Origin of the sequence: Ramlibacter sp. (assembly GCF_050250995.1) — a bacterium.
GTDB lineage: Bacteria > Pseudomonadota > Gammaproteobacteria > Burkholderiales > Burkholderiaceae_C > Ramlibacter.
Genome location: NZ_JBFWNP010000081.1, coordinates 1 through 14,759, shown reverse-complemented (window position 1 = coordinate 14,759; position 14,759 = coordinate 1). Strand labels below are relative to the sequence as shown.

At 66.4% G+C, this 14,759-nt stretch carries 14 protein-coding genes and 1 pseudogene; 4 read left to right on the top strand and 11 right to left on the bottom strand.

What is annotated here, in order from left to right:
- Positions 1-323 precede the first annotated feature (323 nt).
- Positions 324-737 (bottom strand): annotated as a pseudogene (locus tag AB7E83_RS27140) (putative toxin-antitoxin system toxin component, PIN family); the annotation flags it as partial.
- A gap of 94 nt (positions 738-831) precedes the next feature.
- On the opposite strand from AB7E83_RS27140, the gene AB7E83_RS27135 reads away from it, so the two are divergent.
- Positions 832-1,344, top strand: a complete 513-nt coding sequence (locus AB7E83_RS27135; protein WP_428574469.1) for a DUF2399 domain-containing protein — start codon at positions 832-834, stop codon at positions 1,342-1,344.
- A gap of 156 nt (positions 1,345-1,500) precedes the next feature.
- Here the strand turns inward: AB7E83_RS27135 and AB7E83_RS27130 are convergent, their stop codons facing one another.
- Positions 1,501-1,656: a hypothetical protein gene (locus AB7E83_RS27130; RefSeq protein ID WP_428574467.1), complete on the bottom strand. Its 156-nt coding sequence runs from the start codon at positions 1,654-1,656 to the stop codon at positions 1,501-1,503.
- A 272-nt stretch (positions 1,657-1,928) separates the two neighbouring features.
- Here AB7E83_RS27130 and AB7E83_RS27125 point away from each other — a divergent pair, with 272 nt between their 5' ends.
- Complete coding sequence (locus AB7E83_RS27125) at positions 1,929-3,230, top strand: bluetail domain-containing putative surface protein (protein ID WP_428574465.1); 1,302 nt, start codon at positions 1,929-1,931, stop codon at positions 3,228-3,230.
- A gap of 57 nt (positions 3,231-3,287) precedes the next feature.
- On the opposite strand, the gene guaA is transcribed toward AB7E83_RS27125, so the two are convergent.
- Both guaA and guaB read right to left on the bottom strand, forming a co-directional pair.
- The gene (guaA, locus tag AB7E83_RS27120) at positions 3,288-4,901 is read right to left on the bottom strand and encodes a glutamine-hydrolyzing GMP synthase (protein ID WP_428574463.1); all 1,614 of its coding nucleotides are present in this window, start codon (positions 4,899-4,901) and stop codon (positions 3,288-3,290) included.
- A gap of 14 nt (positions 4,902-4,915) precedes the next feature.
- Positions 4,916-6,385: an IMP dehydrogenase gene (gene guaB, locus AB7E83_RS27115; RefSeq protein ID WP_428574461.1), complete on the bottom strand. Its 1,470-nt coding sequence runs from the start codon at positions 6,383-6,385 to the stop codon at positions 4,916-4,918.
- Between the two features lie 89 nt (positions 6,386-6,474).
- On the opposite strand from guaB, the gene AB7E83_RS27110 reads away from it, so the two are divergent.
- Complete coding sequence (locus AB7E83_RS27110) at positions 6,475-7,008, top strand: DUF4124 domain-containing protein (protein WP_428574459.1); 534 nt, start codon at positions 6,475-6,477, stop codon at positions 7,006-7,008.
- 15 nt (positions 7,009-7,023) lie between these two features.
- On the opposite strand, the gene AB7E83_RS27105 is transcribed toward AB7E83_RS27110, so the two are convergent.
- Positions 7,024-7,401, bottom strand: coding sequence for an RnfH family protein (locus tag AB7E83_RS27105; RefSeq protein WP_428574457.1), 378 nt, complete (start codon positions 7,399-7,401; stop codon positions 7,024-7,026).
- On the bottom strand, positions 7,364-7,804 hold the full coding sequence (locus tag AB7E83_RS27100) for a type II toxin-antitoxin system RatA family toxin (protein ID WP_428574455.1): 441 nt from the start codon (positions 7,802-7,804) through the stop codon (positions 7,364-7,366). The genes AB7E83_RS27105 and AB7E83_RS27100 overlap by 38 nt, the downstream gene beginning before the upstream one ends.
- A gap of 66 nt (positions 7,805-7,870) precedes the next feature.
- Here AB7E83_RS27100 and smpB point away from each other — a divergent pair, with 66 nt between their 5' ends.
- Positions 7,871-8,344: an SsrA-binding protein SmpB gene (gene smpB / locus AB7E83_RS27095; RefSeq protein ID WP_428574453.1), complete on the top strand. Its 474-nt coding sequence runs from the start codon at positions 7,871-7,873 to the stop codon at positions 8,342-8,344.
- Here the strand turns inward: smpB and AB7E83_RS27090 are convergent.
- The 5 genes from AB7E83_RS27090 to infB form a co-directional block, all read right to left on the bottom strand.
- A complete protein-coding gene (locus AB7E83_RS27090; protein ID WP_428574451.1) occupies positions 8,341-9,219 on the bottom strand; it encodes a DMT family transporter in 879 nt (292 codons plus the stop codon). The genes smpB and AB7E83_RS27090 overlap by 4 nt on opposite strands.
- Positions 9,220-9,305: 86 nt before the next feature.
- Complete coding sequence (gene typA / locus AB7E83_RS27085; protein WP_428574449.1) at positions 9,306-11,147, bottom strand: translational GTPase TypA; 1,842 nt, start codon at positions 11,145-11,147, stop codon at positions 9,306-9,308.
- Positions 11,144-12,076, bottom strand: coding sequence for a tRNA pseudouridine(55) synthase TruB (truB, locus tag AB7E83_RS27080; RefSeq protein ID WP_428574447.1), 933 nt, complete (start codon positions 12,074-12,076; stop codon positions 11,144-11,146). The genes typA and truB overlap by 4 nt, the downstream gene beginning before the upstream one ends.
- Before the next feature lie 2 nt (positions 12,077-12,078).
- Positions 12,079-12,447 (bottom strand): 30S ribosome-binding factor RbfA, encoded by a 369-nt coding sequence (gene rbfA / locus AB7E83_RS27075; RefSeq protein ID WP_428574445.1) that lies wholly within the window; start codon positions 12,445-12,447, stop codon positions 12,079-12,081.
- A 19-nt stretch (positions 12,448-12,466) separates the two neighbouring features.
- Positions 12,467-14,759 (bottom strand): translation initiation factor IF-2 (infB, locus tag AB7E83_RS27070; protein WP_428574443.1); only part of this gene is annotated, 2,293 nt, incomplete at its 5' end.

Here is a 14,759-nt window from a genome sequence, read left to right as displayed (position 1 = left end):
GATTCCACCGTCACTCCGGGCCACGCGCGACTGCCCACCATCACGGCGGAACGTTGCCCGCGATCACGATGGAACGCTGCCCGCCATCGCGTGGAATGGGTGCCCGCGATCAGTGGAATAGGCAGCCGACTGTAGCGTGTGTGTCGGATCTCGTTGCCGACGCCCGGCAGCTTCTTCGCTCGCGCATCTCGACACGGAAGTCTCGAGGCGGCCCAACTGGGGCGCGCCATCGCCGAAGAAGCGGTGGCGTCGTCGTTGTTCGACGATCTTCGGCTTTCCTGAGAAGCCGGCAGCCGACATCGTTTACTTGCGGTGCCGCGATATCAATGCCCGAGGCGCTGCAGCGCTTCCTGAGGCGTGAGGATGTCGAACGGGAGCTTTCGCGAAGCCGGTGCAAGGGCGAGCAAGTCCCGATCCCCGGTCACCAGGATCTCGGCTTTCCCGGTGAGCGCGAGTTCCGGGAACATCGAGTCGGATGCATCGCGGCACACAGGAAGCGTCGAGCACGCCCGGCGGGACATGCCTTCGGCGACCGTCTGCGCGTAAGGCAGGTACTCGGCAAGCAGTTCGTGCTGTACTTCGGGCGTCAGCTCGAACTTTGCATAGGCGAGGACGCGCAAGAGGTCGCGGGTCGTGGCTGCCGAAGCCAGGGGCAGGATGTGCTCTCGCTGCCAATGCCATCGGAGGCGCGAAACCGCACCGCCGGGAAAGCGCAGCGCGGAGAAAACGACGTTGGTGTCGAGTGCTGCCCGGCGCGGCTCAGCCTCGCTGCGCTCACGTCACCGCATCGGCGATGTCCGACTCGGTGATGTTCAAGACGTGCTGGACCAGTTGCAAGGCGCTGGCGCACAACTGAGATTTCACGGCGACTTCGATTGGCCGGGCCTGCGCATCGCAAACCACGTGCCAGGCGCGGTCCTCCGGGCCCTACGAATAGCAGGCAATGCTGGACTTGATCTCGATGTCGGGCCTGAGGTCCCGGGGGGGCGACAATGGCACGAACGGAATCGCCACTCACTTCGATCCGTCTCAGGTTCGGCTTGCGGTTTACCACTGCAAGGATTGCTTCGTCGGTCAGCTTGTCGCAATTGCGGACATGAAGGCGCTCGACGGATTCGGGAAGGTCATCGAGCGACTCGATCCTGGAATAGGAAAGCGTCAGCTCGCGTAGGCGCGGACACAGCCTTCCTTCCGCGGCAAGGTCCGATCCGGACATGCACAGCTGCGTCAGACGCGGGAATTCGCGGCGGATTTCCATGGCGAACGGATGCGAACCGGTCGCCGCAGCCGCCAGCGCAACCCCATCGGATTCGTGCGGTTCGAAATCCAGATACTCGATGTTGAGAAAGCGCAGCCGCTCCGCGGGGATGGCATCCATGACGCCTTGATCGATGCGCTGATTCCAAAGGTCAAGATGGGTCAGTTCGGAGAACCCGCGGAGGAAGTCGAAGGCGCCGCTGGGTAGGCGATGGTCCGTCCAGCTCGAAAGACCCAGCACCCTCAGCGTGCCCGCGAACTCATGACCCCCAGCGCCCCCAGGCCCGGATTGTCCGATCGCAAGGCGGCGGCCGCGAGCCCGGGATCCAGCGGACCTTCGGGCCCGATTTGTTCGGCACGTTCAGAGTTGTCGGGCGCATCGAACTTGGCGACTGCCATCGGCGGCGGGGAGCCTTCATCCAGCCCGACTGGGTGCGGCGGCGTCGCCGAAAGGGGGGAAAGCACGTCCGGACTCCTGGAACAGGTGATGTTCCTATTGAGCCCTCGGTGCCGGCGACTTGCCTCTATACACAAGGCATTCTTGCGGCATCCACAGGTCTGCGATCAGATCCGCACGAAGTCTGAAAAGAGGCGCCGAAAGCCGTAGGTCGCTACCCGCGCCGTGACAGGCCGATAAGAATCCGATCTCCATCCACCACCCGAGCACACTCATGGGCATAGGCACCGCCACCTCCATCACCCGGTCGAAGACCCTCACCGCCGGCCGCGACACCATCAATTTCGATACGTCACTGGGGCCGATCACCGACACGTTCGTCGCGATCAACGGAGCGCTCGGCACCGGCGACTATCTCAATGGCGGCAGCGGGTGGGACACGCTCAAGTGGAGCATCACGGGCAAGTACTCGGCCCAGCCGACGCTAGTGACCATCAAGCCGACGCTCGTGAGCATCGAGACGCTGGAGCTGTCGATCGGCGACATGTCCGCAGCCACAACCCTGGACATGGCCGCGAGCGCCAGTTGCGGCCTCAAGCACCTGAAGCTCGTCGGCGGGCCCGAACACAGTTTCGCCGCCGACTTCACGCTCAGGAACCTCAATTCGAAGCTGGACACCATCGCCACCGACAACTTCGACGGCCGGCTATCCATTGAAAGCGGGGCCACGGCCGTGGCCGGAAACGCCGATCGAGTGACGATCAACTCGTCCCACACGGTCAATGTCGCACTGCCCGGATACGAAATCGTCGATCTCGTCACGGGAGTCGCGGACGTTGTCTTGGTCCACAGACTGCACCTCACCGAATCGCGGAACCCGGAAACATTGAATATCCGCGGATCCGCCAGCGAAGTGCGGATAGGATCGCCGCACGGCGTGGATGTGATCGACGCGAGCACGTTCGGCGGCAAGCTCCGTGTCTTGAACGACTCGTGGTACGAATCCGGCGCGACGAGCCTGACCATCCGAGGCGGCTTCGGGTCGGACTCCATCCGGGGAACATCGCTCGACGACATCATCCAGGCCGCGCCCAAGGACGCGACCTCGCAGACCGACCGAATGTGGGGAGGGGCAGGACGAGACGTGTTTCGCTTCGAAGGCAGCACCCTCGAACGCATGCTCGACGTGTCTCGAATCGATGCGGGCGCGAAGCCGGATTACGGCGGTAGCGCCGTCCGGGCCGGGATGGCGCGCATCGAGGATTTCCAGTGCGGCATCGACCGGATCGCCCTCGCCTGGGGCGGCGCTGGCAAGCACTCGATCAATGTCACGAAGGAGGAGTGGATCGCGACTGCGTCGAGCTTCGACCAGATTGCGCTTCGCCTCGGCGACATGGCCGCCTCGACCCCGACCGAGGTGAAGGCCACGGTCGTGACCGTTGCAGGCGGCACCCTGGCAGGCACCTACCTCGTGGTGAACGATACGAATTCGGGTTTCAAGCAGGGCGACGACATGGTCATCGACCTGACCGGCATGACCGGCACGCTCCGGTCCACCGACTTCATCTTCACGTGACGCCCGCTTTCGCCCGGTGACCGCGGTCGCCGGGCGAACGCACGATCGATTCCCGCCTCACTCCCACTCGATCGTCGCCGGCGGCTTGCTGCTCACGTCGTAGGTCACGCGATTGATGCCGCGCACCTCGTTGATGATGCGACCCGACACCTTCTTGAGCAGCGCATAGGGCAGCTCCGCCCAGTCGGCCGTCATGAAGTCGCTGGTCTGCACGGCGCGCAGCGCGACCACATAGTCGTAGGTGCGACCGTCGCCCATCACGCCGACGCTCTTGACCGGCAGGAACACCGTGAAGGCTTGCGAGGTCAGGTCGTACCAGGATTTACCCGTCGCCGCGTCGCGGAAGTTGCGCAGCTCCTCGATGAAGATCGCATCGGCACGGCGCAACAGGTCGGCGTATTCCTTCTTCACTTCGCCGAGGATGCGAACGCCGAGGCCTGGGCCGGGGAACGGATGGCGATACACCATCTCCGGCGGCAGGCCCAGCGCCACGCCCAGCTCGCGCACTTCGTCCTTGAACAGGTCGCGCAGCGGCTCCAGCAGCTTCAGGCCCAGTTGCTCGGGGAGGCCGCCGACGTTGTGGTGGCTCTTGATCGTCACGGCCTTCTTGCTCTTCGCGCCGCCGGACTCGATGACGTCCGGATAGATCGTGCCCTGCGCCAGCCACGCCACATGGCGCGAATGCGTCTGCTTGATCTTCGCGGCTTCGGCCTTGAAGACATCGACGAACAGGCCGCCGATGATCTTGCGCTTGGCTTCGGGATCGGTCACGCCGGCCAGCTTGCCGAGGAAGAGATCGGCCGCGTCCACCCGCACCACCTTCGCGTGCAGGCGGCCGACGAACATCTCCATCACGAGGTCGCCCTCGTTCTGGCGCAGCAGGCCATGATCGACGAAGACGCAAGTGAGTTGATCGCCGATCGCACGATGGATAAGCGCGGCGGCCACCGACGAGTCGACCCCACCCGAGAGGCCGAGGATCACTTCCTCGTCTCCCACTTGCTTGCGGATGGCTTCGACCGCCTCGCCGATGTGGTCGCGCATCACCCAGTCGGCGCGCGCGCCGCAGATGCCGAGCACGAAACGCTCGAGGATCGCCCGGCCCTGCACCGTGTGCGTGACTTCCGCGTGGAACTGGATCGCGTAGAACCTGCGCGCCTCGTCCGCCATCGCGGCGATGGGGCAGCTCTCGGTCGACGCCATCAGCTTGAAGCCCGGCGGCATCTCGACGACCTTGTCGCCGTGCGACATCCAGACGTTGAGCATGCCGTGGCCCTCGGGCGTGGCAAAGTCCTGGATGTCGCGCAGCAGCTCGGTATGGCCGCGCGCGCGCACGGCCGCGAAGCCGAACTCGCGCTTGTGCCCGCCCTCGACCTTGCCGCCGAGCTGGTGCGCCATCGTCTGCATGCCGTAGCAGATGCCAAGCACGGGCACGCCGAGTTCGAACACGGCCTGCGGCGCCTTGTCGGTGGTGTCCTCGTAGACGCTCGCGTGGCTGCCCGAAAGGATCACTCCCTTGAGCCTGCCGTCCGCCGCGTACTCGCGAATCCAGGCGTCGCTCACGTCGCAGGGGTGCACCTCGGAGTACACATGCGCCTCGCGCACGCGCCGCGCGATGAGCTGCGTGACCTGGGAGCCGAAGTCGAGAATGAGGATCTTGTCGTGTTGCATGAACGGCGCCAACCTCATTCCGCCCGATAGTTCGGCGCTTCCTTCGTGATCTGCACGTCGTGGACGTGGCTCTCTCGCATGCCGGCGGCGGTGATCTCCACGAACTCCGCCTTCTGCCGCATCTCGTCGATGCTCGCGCAGCCGCAATAGCCCATGGCCGCGCGCACGCCGCCGGCGAGCTGGTAGGCGATGGCGACCATCGAGCCCTTGTACGGCACGCGGCCCTCGATGCCTTCGGGCACGAGCTTGTCGGCGTTGGGGTTGGTGCTGGTGGCTTCCTGGAAGTAGCGGTCGGCGCTGCCCTGCTGCATGGCGCCGATGGAACCCATGCCGCGATAGCTCTTGTAGCTGCGGCCCTGGTAAAGCACGATCTCGCCGGGCGCCTCTTCGGTGCCGGCGAACATGCCGCCCATCATCACGCTGTTGGCGCCGGCCGCGATGGCCTTGGCGATGTCGCCCGAGAAGCGGATGCCGCCGTCCGCGATCATCGGCACGCCCGTCCCCTGCAATGCGGTCGCGACGTTGTCGATGGCGGTGATCTGCGGCACGCCCACGCCGGCGACGATGCGCGTCGTGCAGATGGAGCCGGGGCCGATGCCCACCTTCACCGCATCGGCGCCCACTTCGACCAGCGCGCGCGCCGCCGCGCCGGTGGCGATGTTGCCGCCGATCACGTCGACGTCCGGGTAGTTCTGCTTGACCCAGCGCACGCGCTCGATGACGCCCTTGCTGTGGCCGTGCGCGGTGTCGACGACGATCACGTCGACGCCGGCGCGAGCCAATGCCTCGACGCGCTCCTCGGTGCCCTCGCCCACGCCGACCGCGGCGCCGACGCGCAGCCGGCCCGAGCCGTCGCGCGCGGCATTGGGAAAACTGGTCTGCTTGGTGATGTCCTTGACGGTGATCAGGCCCTTGAGCTCGAAGCCATCGTTGATCACCAGGATGCGCTCGAGCTTGTGCTTGTTGAGCAGTGCCTTCGCCTCGGCGAGGCTCGTGCCCTCGCGCGCGGTCACGAGCTTTTCGCGCGGGGTCATGATCTGGCTCACCGGCACCTCGTAGCGCGTCTCGAACCGCAGGTCGCGGCCGGTGACGATGCCCACGACCTTGCCGCCGTCCACGACGGGGAAGCCCGAGATGCCCAGTTGCTCCGACAAGTCGGTGACCTGCCGCACGGTATGCGTCGGCGTGATCACCACGGGGTCGCGCAGCACGCCCGACTCGTAGCGCTTCACGCGCGACACTTCGGCGGCCTGCTGCTTCGGCGTGAGGTTCTTGTGGACGATGCCGATGCCGCCTTCCTGGGCGATGGCGATGGCCAGGCGCGCCTCCGTCACGGTATCCATGGCGGCGGACACGAGCGGCAGGTTCAGCGTGATGTTGCGGGAGAGTCGCGTCGCGAGGGATGTGTCCTTGGGGAGGACCTGGGAGAACGCCGGCACCAGCAACACGTCGTCGAAGGTGAGCGCTTTTCCGAGAAGGCGCATATCGAAAGCTCCAAAAAAAGGATTGTACCCGTGTGGAAATCACGGGTTTTCCTCTCGGCAATGGTCAGCCGCCCCACTAAACTCCCGGAATGACTGTCGCCCGTGCGTTCGCCCTCGCAGCCGCGTTGCTGGTGCCCGTGCTGGTCCATGCCCAATGGGCCTGGATCGACAAGGATGGCCGCCGCGTGTTCAGCGACCGTGCGCCGCCGGCCGACGTCCCGCCCAACAAGATCGTCCGCCAGCCGGGCGCGCGCGCGGCTGGCGCTGCGGATCCTGCCGCGGTCCCGGGTGCCACTGCGGCGCCTGCCGCGGCCGCCGCGGCCGCGCAGCCCGCCTCCGGCGGCTTGCGCGTGAGCACGACCGACAAGGCGCTGCTCGAGAAGCGCAAGCAGCAGGAAGCCGCCGCCGCCGAACAGAAGAAGGCCGAAGAGGCGAAGGTGGCCGCGGTGCGCGCCGAGAACTGCGAAAATCACCGCAAGGCCAAGCTGCAGTTCGACTCCGGCTTCCGCATCGCGACCGTCAACGCCAAGGGCGAGCGCGAGTACATGGACGACAAGAAGCGCGCCGAGGAAGTCGCGCGTCTCGCCGCCTTGATCGGGCGAGACTGCGTCGCGGCTCAGTAAGCGCGAGCGAATCCGCTAGTAGCCCGGTTTGGCGCCCGGCCGCCGCGCCGAGAACAGCCCCGCCGCCCGCGTTCCCTGTTTGCGGAAGCGCTCCCGCCTCGCCACCTTCGGATCGACCGTCAGCGGCCGGTAGACCTCCACGCGGTCGCCTTCCCGCAGCACCGCATCCCATTCGGCTTTCCTTCCCCAGATGCCTGCCCCCTGTGGCATCAGCAGCTCGGGCTCGACTTCGAACAGGCCGCTCGCCTTCACGGCCTGCCGCAGCGTAGCGCCTTCGGGGAGTTCGAGCGCCCTTTCCCGCACCTCGCGCGGCCCGGGCGACCAGCAGACGACGACGCGGATCGCGGCCACCGGCTCAGCCGTAGACGTGCTCGGCACGCTTGACGAATGCATCGACCAGGCTGCCGGCGATCTTGTCGAACACGGGGCCGATCAGCGCCGCCAGGGCCGCGTTGCGAAAGCCGTAGTGCAGATGCAGGTCGACCTTGCACGCGCGTTGCCCCGGCTGGCCGAGCGGCGTGAAGGACCAGTCGCCGTCGAGCTGGGAAAAGGGGCCGTCGACGAGTTTCATCGCGACCTTGCGTCCGGGCGTGTGGGTATTGCGCGTGGTGAAGGTCTGGTGGATGCCGCCGAACGCGATACCGATCTCGGCCTTCATGCCGTTCGGCTCCGGCGCGAGCACGGTCGCATGGTCGCACCATGGCAGGAATTCGGGGTATTTCGCCACGTCCGTGACGAGCGCGAACATCTCTTCGGCGCTGTACCAGATGAGCACGGACTTGTGGACATTTTTCATCGGCGACAATTCGGCTTGCAGCGCGGGGATTGTAGAGACCGGGCGCAGTCCCCATCTTCCTGTCGAATGGCCACGAAAAAAGAAACACCGGCGCGCATCGCCGACAACAAGAAAGCCGCCTACAACTACTTCTTCGAGGAGCGGTTCGAGGCCGGCATCGTGCTGGAAGGCTGGGAGGTCAAGGCACTGCGGGAGGGCAAGGTCCAGCTCACCGACGGCTACGTCGTCATCAAGAACGGCGAACTCTTCGTGATCGGCTGCCAGATCAATCCCCTGCTCTCCGCATCGACGCACATCAAGCCCGAAGCCGCGCGGACCAAGAAACTCCTGATGCACAAGGACGAGATCCGCCGGCTCATCGGCAAGGTCGAGCAGAAGGGCTACACGCTCGTGCCGATCAACCTGCACTGGAAGAACGGCAAGGTGAAATGCGAGATCGCGCTCGCCAAGGGCAAGGCGACGCACGACAAGCGCGACGTGATCAAGGACCGCGAAGGCAAGCGCGAGGTGGAGCGGGCGATGAAGGATCGCAACCGCTAGGGCGCCGCGGCACCGCGCCAGCCGGCGATTTCATTGGCGACGAGCGCGCCGATGACCAGCGCGCCGCCCAGCAGCACCGTGTGCCCCGGCGCCTCGTTCGCGCCGATCCATGCGAGCAGGATGCCGAAGATCACTTCGAGCAGCGCCAGCAGCGAAATCTCGGGCGCCTTCAGGACGCGGGCGCACATCACCGCGAGCGAACACGGAATCGCCAGCTGAACCAGGCCGAGGACGGCCAGCCAGCCGATGTCGTGCGCCGTCGCCTGGAACGGCAGCGCGAGCGGCAGCGTGGCCAGCGATGAAATGACCGCGCCCACCATGACGGCGGGGACGAGATCGACGTCCTCTCCCTGCGCATGCGAGCGCTGCGTCACGGTCCAGTTCACGGCGCCGGCCATTGGCACGAGCAGCGCGACAAGCGTCCCCGCGAGCTGGCCGCCTTCGATCTGCGCGCCGTACATGTAGGCGATGCCGAGCCCGGCGACGACGATGGCCGTCCACGTTCGCGCCGGAATGCGATGGCCGATGAAGATCCGGGCGACGAGCGCCGTGAGGAACGGCCCGATCGCCATGGTCACCAGCACGTTCGCGACGCTCGTGAGCGTGAGCGCCACCATGAACGCGGTGAACATCACGCTCCAGCAGACGCCCGAAACCCACAGCGCCCTGCCGCCGCGCCGGATCTTCCCGAAGACCTCGCGGCCCTGGAACAGCGGCAGGATCACGAGCAGCGAGACGACGGTGAAGAAGCTGCGCCAGAACGTGATCTCGAAGCTGCGCGCATTCTCGAGGTGCCGCGTGATCACGCCCGCGATCGACCACATCATGGTCACGGCGACCATGAGGAAGACGGCGCGGGTGTGGGTGAGACGCATGGATCGGAAGCCGTGGATTCCCGCCTTCGCGGGAATGACGAGTGAAAGCAGGCTGTCATCCCCGCGAAGGCGGGGATCCAGAGCGATCAGGCCGCTTCGCGCAGCGCCTTCTTGCGCTCGTGTTCCTTCAGGTAGCGCTTGCGCAGCCGGATCGACTTCGGCGTGATCTCCACCAGCTCGTCGTCCTCGATGAACTCCACCGCGTACTCCAGCGTCAGCTGGATAGGCGGGGTGATCTTGATCGCGTCTTCCTTGCCCGACACGCGGAAGTTCGTGAGCTGCTTCATGCGAACCGCGTTGACCACGAGGTCGTTGTCGCGGCTGTGGATGCCGACGATCATGCCCTCGTACACCGGGTCGCCCGCCTTCACGAACATGCGGCCGCGGTCGTCGAGCTTGCCGAGCGCGTAGGTCACGATCTCGCCGTCGTCCATCGAGATCAGCACGCCGTTCTTGCGGCTTGCGATCTCGCCCTTGTACGGCTCGTAGCCGTCGAAGATGTTCGCGGCCAGGCCCGTGCCGCGCGTGAGGTTCAGGAACTCGTTCTGGAAGCCAATGAGGCCGCGCGCCGGAATGCGGTACTCGAGGCGAACGCGCCCGCGGCCGTCCGGCTCCATGTTCACGAGGTCGCCCTTGCGCTCGCCCAGCGCCTGCATCACGCCGCCCTGGTGGCCTTCTTCGATGTCGACCGTCAGCAGCTCGATCGGCTCGTGCCGCTCGCCGTCGACTTCCTTGAACACGACGCGCGGCTTGCCCACGGCCAGCTCGTAGCCTTCGCGGCGCATGTTCTCCAGCAGGATGGTCAGGTGCAGTTCGCCGCGGCCCGACACTTCGAACACGCCTTCTTCGTCGGTGTCCTTCACGCGCAGCGCCATGTTGGACTGCAGCTCGCGGTCGAGCCGGTCACGCACCTGGCGGCTTGTGACGAACTTGCCCTCGCGGCCGGCGAGCGGCGACGAATTCACCTGGAAGTTCATCGTGAGCGTCGGCTCGTCGACCTTCAGCATCGGCAGCGGCTGCGGGTCGAGCGGGTCGGTGATGGTCACGCCCAGGCCGATGTCCTCGATGCCGCTGATCAGCACGATATGGCCGGGCGACGCGACGTCGCCCGGCTGGAGCTGGCGGCGCTCCAGGCCTTCGAAAGTCATGACGTTGTTGATGCGGCACTTCTGCGGCACGCCGTCGGGGCCGGCCATCATCACCACGTCCTGCGGGCTCTTGAGCGTGCCCTGGTTGATGCGGCCCACGCCGATGCGGCCGAGGTAGCTGGAGTAGTCCATGCTCGAGATCTGCAGCTGCAGCGGCGCGTCGGGATCGCCTTCGTGCGCGGGCACGTGGGCCAGCACCGTATCGAACAAGGGCGCGAGGTCCGCGCCCCACTGCTCGCCGGGCGCGCCTTCGGTCATCGACGCCCAGCCGTTGAGGCCCGAGGCGTAGACCACGGGGAAGTCGAGCTGGTCGTCGTTGGCGCCGAGCTTGTCGAACAGGTCGAACGCGGCGTTGATCACGTAATCGGGACGCGAGCCGGGACGGTCGACCTTGTTGACGACCACGATGGGCTTGAGGCCGAGCGCGAGCGCCTTCTTCGTCACGAAGCGCGTCTGGGGCATCGGGCCTTCGACCGCGTCGATCAGCAGCACCACGCCGTCGACCATCGACAGCGCGCGCTCCACCTCGCCGCCGAAGTCGGCGTGTCCGGGGGTGTCGACGATGTTGATGTGCGTGCCCTTCCAGCTCACCGCGCAGTTCTTCGCGAGGATGGTGATGCCGCGTTCCTTTTCGAGGTCGTTGCTGTCCATCACGCGTTCGGCGATCTTCTCGTTCTCGCGGAAGGTGCCGCTCTGCCGCAGCAGCATGTCGACGAGGGTGGTCTTGCCATGGTCGACGTGCGCGATGATGGCGATGTTTCGGATCTGTTGGTTGCTCATGATGTGGTTTCCAGGATCTGCTGGATTTCTGTAGGGGCCAGCAGGCGCCCCGGGATCAGTTCGCCGGCCTTGACGTGGGCCGTGCCGAGAAGCTGGCGGTCGTTCGCGAAGACGGCGACGGCGGGCATGTCGCCCCAGTTGCCGCGCCTGCGCAGGCCGGAAAGGAAGCGGCCCGCATCGTCTTCGTTCAACATGACACGGGCGTGACCGGGCAGCAGCGCATCGACCGCGAGGAGCTTCGCAAGGCGCTCCTCCTCGGCCATGGCCGACAGCGCCTCCAGCGTTACGCACTGCGCGATGCCGAAGGGGCCGGTCTGGATGCGCCGCAGCGACGTGAGATGCGCCCCGCAGCCGATGGCCTCGCCGATGTCTTCGCCCAGCGTGCGGATGTACGTGCCCTTGCTCACCTTCGCGGTGAAGCGCAGCGTGTCGGGGGCCGTGAGTTCGAGTTCGAGCGAGTGCACGACGATGTCGCGCGCCTCGCGGTCCACTTCGACGCCGGCACGGGCGTATTCGTAGAGCGCCTTCCCGTCCTTCTTCAGCGCGCTGTACATCGGCGGCACCTGGCGCTGCGCGCCGGTGAAGCGCGACTTCAGCACGTCGAGGTCGATCGAGGAAGGGACGTCGCGCGTCGCGATCGCTTCACCTTCGGCGTCCCCGGTCGATGTTTTTACGCCCAGCCGCGCCACGGCTTCGTACGTCTTGTCCGCGTCGAGGTGCAACTGGCTGAATTTGGTCGCCGCGCCGAAGCACAGCGGCAGCACGCCGGTGGCCATCGGATCGAGCGTGCCGGTATGCCCGGCCTTTTCCGCCCGGAGCAGCCACTTGGCCTTCTGCAGCGCGTCGTTGCTGGAAAGTCCCAGCGGCTTGTCGAGCAGCAACACCCCATGCACAGGGCGCCGCTGCACCCTGGTGCGTGGCGCGTTCAAGGCTACTCCTCCTTGGAACGGGAGGAGACCGCCTTGGCGATCAGCGCGTTCATGTCGGCCGCGCGCTCGGTGGTGCGGTCGAACTGGAAATGGAGCGTCGGCACCGTGTGGATGTGCAGGCGCTTGAAGAGACCATTGCGCAGGAAGCCCGCCGCGTGGTTCAGCGCCTCCTGGCAGGCGTCGGGATCGCCGATGAGCACGCTGAAAAACACCTTGGCATGCGCGTAGTCGGCCGAGACCTCCACGGCGCTGATCGTGACCATGCCCAGCCGCGGGTCCTTCACCTCGCGAATGAGCTCCGCCAGATCGCGCTGGATCTGGTCCGCGATCTGGAAGGCTCGGTTCGGCTTGGCGGATTTGCGGGCGGGCATGTTCTGCGTTCTCGCGTGCTTACAGCGTGCGCGCGACTTCCTTGACCTCGAAGAATTCGAGCTGGTCGCCTTCCTTGATGTCGTTGTAGTTCTTCAGCTTGATGCCGCACTCGAAGCCTTCCTTGACTTCGCGCACGTCGTCCTTCAGGCGCTTGAGGGACTCGAGCTCGCCCGTGTAGATCACGACGTTGTCGCGCAGCAGGCGGAAGTGCGCGTTGCGCGTGACCGTGCCGCTGGTGACCATGCAACCCGCGACCGTGCCGATCTTGGAGGCCACGAACACCGTGCGGATCTCGGCGGCGCCGATGACTTCCTCGCGCTTCTCGGGCGCAAGCATCCCGGACATCGCGGCCTTCAGCTCGTCGACCGCGTCGTAGATGATGTTGTAGTAGCGGATGTCGATCGCGTTGTGCTCGGCCAGCTTGCGCGCGCCGGAGTCGGCCCGCACGTTGAAGCCGATGATCACCGCCTTGGAGGCGATGGCCAGGTTCACGTCCGATTCGCTGATGCCGCCCACGGCCGCATACACCATCTGCACCTTCACCTCGTCGGTGGAGAGCTTCAGCAGCGACTGCGCCAGCGCTTCCTGCGAGCCCTGCACGTCCGCCTTGACGATGATCGGCACCAGCTTCACCTCGCCCGCCGTCATGTTCTCGAACATGTTCTCGAGCTTGGCGGCCTGCTGCTTCGCGAGCTTCGTGTTGCGGAACTTGCCGGCGCGGTAGGTCGCGATCTCGCGCGCACGGCGCTCGTCGGACATCACCATGAACTCGTCGCCCGCCTGCGGCACCTCGGTCAGGCCCTGGATTTCCACCGGAATGGACGGACCCGCTTCCTTGATCGACTTGCCGTCCTCGTCGAGCATCGCGCGCACGCGGCCGAAGGTCTGGCCGGCCAGCACGACGTCGCCCACCTTCAGCGTGCCGGACTGGATCAGCACGGTCGCGACCGGGCCGCGGCCCTTGTCGAGCTGCGCCTCGATCACGAGGCCCTTGGCCATCGCGGCGATGGGCGCCTTCAGTTCGAGCACTTCGGCCTGCAGCAGCACCTGCTCGAGCAGGTCGTCGATGCCCTGGCCGGTTTTGGCGGACACGGCCACGAAGGGCGACTCGCCGCCGTACTCTTCCGGCACCACCTGCTCGGCCACCAGTTCCTGCTTCACGCGGTCGGTGTTGGCATCGGGCTTGTCGATCTTGTTGATCGCGACCACGATCGGGACGCCCGCCGCCTTTGCGTGCTTGATGGCTTCCTTGGTCTGAGGCATGACGCCGTCGTCCGCCGCGACCACCAGGATCACGATGTCCGTGGCCTGGGCGCCGCGCGCACGCATGGCGGTGAACGCCTCGTGGCCGGGGGTGTCGAGGAACGAGATGACGCCGCGCGGCGTTTCGACGTGGTAGGCGCCGATGTGCTGCGTGATGCCGCCCGCTTCGCCCGCCGCCACCTTGGCGCGGCGGATGTAGTCGAGCAGCGAGGTCTTGCCGTGGTCGACGTGGCCCATGACGGTGACGACCGGCGCGCGGGGCAGCGACTCGGCGGCCTGGCCCTGCACTTCTTCCTCGGTGAACGCCTCGGGATCGTCGAGCGCCGCGGTCACGGCCTTGTGGCCCATTTCCTCGACGATGATCATCGCCGTGTCCTGGTCGAGCGCCTGGTTGATGGTGACCATCTGGCCCATCTTCATCAGCGTCTTGATGACCTCGGACGCCTTGATCGCCATCTTGTGCGCGAGCTCGGAGACGGTGATCGTCTCGGGCACGTGGACTTCGATGACGCGCGCTTCCTGCGGCGCGGACTGCTGCGAATCCTCGCGGCTGTCGCGGTGGTCGCGACGGCCGCGCGGGCCTCCGCGCCAGGAATTGCGGCCGACGCCACCGGACGCATCGCCGCGGGTCTTGATTTCCTTCTTCTTGGCCGGGTCGCCCGCCCAGCTGGACGACAGCTTGGCCGACTTGACTTCCTTGCCCGCACCGGGGCCCGAGGGCGCCGCGGTGGCCCCGCCCGGACGCGCCTGCGCCGGCGGCTTGTGCAGCGTGCCTTTCACGCCCGGCTTCGCGGGCTCGGGCGCCTTGGCGACCGGCTTGGCTTCCTCGGGCTTCTTCGCGACGAGCACCTTCTTGGGCGCGCTCATCATCAGGCGGATGGCCGCGGCCTCGTCCTCGGCCTTCTTGCGGCGGGCCTGCAGGTCGCGGGCACGCGCGGCTTCATCGTCGGCGCGCGCCTTCGATTCGGCGGCGGCTTTCTCGCGCGCGTCGGCCTGGGCCTTTGCCACGGCCTGCGCGGCTTCGACGGCGGCGGCCTTCGCCTGGGCC

Coding starts and splice junctions, on each gene's coding strand:
- AB7E83_RS27130 (WP_428574467.1), bottom strand. CDS start 1,656: ATGGCAGTCGCCAAGTTCGATGCGCCCGACAACTCTGAACGTGCCGAA.
- AB7E83_RS27125 (WP_428574465.1), top strand. CDS start 1,929: ATGGGCATAGGCACCGCCACCTCCATCACCCGGTCGAAGACCCTCACC.
- guaA (WP_428574463.1), bottom strand. CDS start 4,901: ATGCAACACGACAAGATCCTCATTCTCGACTTCGGCTCCCAGGTCACG.
- guaB (WP_428574461.1), bottom strand. CDS start 6,385: ATGCGCCTTCTCGGAAAAGCGCTCACCTTCGACGACGTGTTGCTGGTG.
- AB7E83_RS27110 (WP_428574459.1), top strand. CDS start 6,475: ATGACTGTCGCCCGTGCGTTCGCCCTCGCAGCCGCGTTGCTGGTGCCC.
- AB7E83_RS27105 (WP_428574457.1), bottom strand. CDS start 7,401: ATGCATTCGTCAAGCGTGCCGAGCACGTCTACGGCTGAGCCGGTGGCC.
- AB7E83_RS27100 (WP_428574455.1), bottom strand. CDS start 7,804: ATGAAAAATGTCCACAAGTCCGTGCTCATCTGGTACAGCGCCGAAGAG.
- smpB (WP_428574453.1), top strand. CDS start 7,871: ATGGCCACGAAAAAAGAAACACCGGCGCGCATCGCCGACAACAAGAAA.
- AB7E83_RS27090 (WP_428574451.1), bottom strand. CDS start 9,219: ATGCGTCTCACCCACACCCGCGCCGTCTTCCTCATGGTCGCCGTGACC.
- typA (WP_428574449.1), bottom strand. CDS start 11,147: ATGAGCAACCAACAGATCCGAAACATCGCCATCATCGCGCACGTCGAC.
- rbfA (WP_428574445.1), bottom strand. CDS start 12,447: ATGCCCGCCCGCAAATCCGCCAAGCCGAACCGAGCCTTCCAGATCGCG.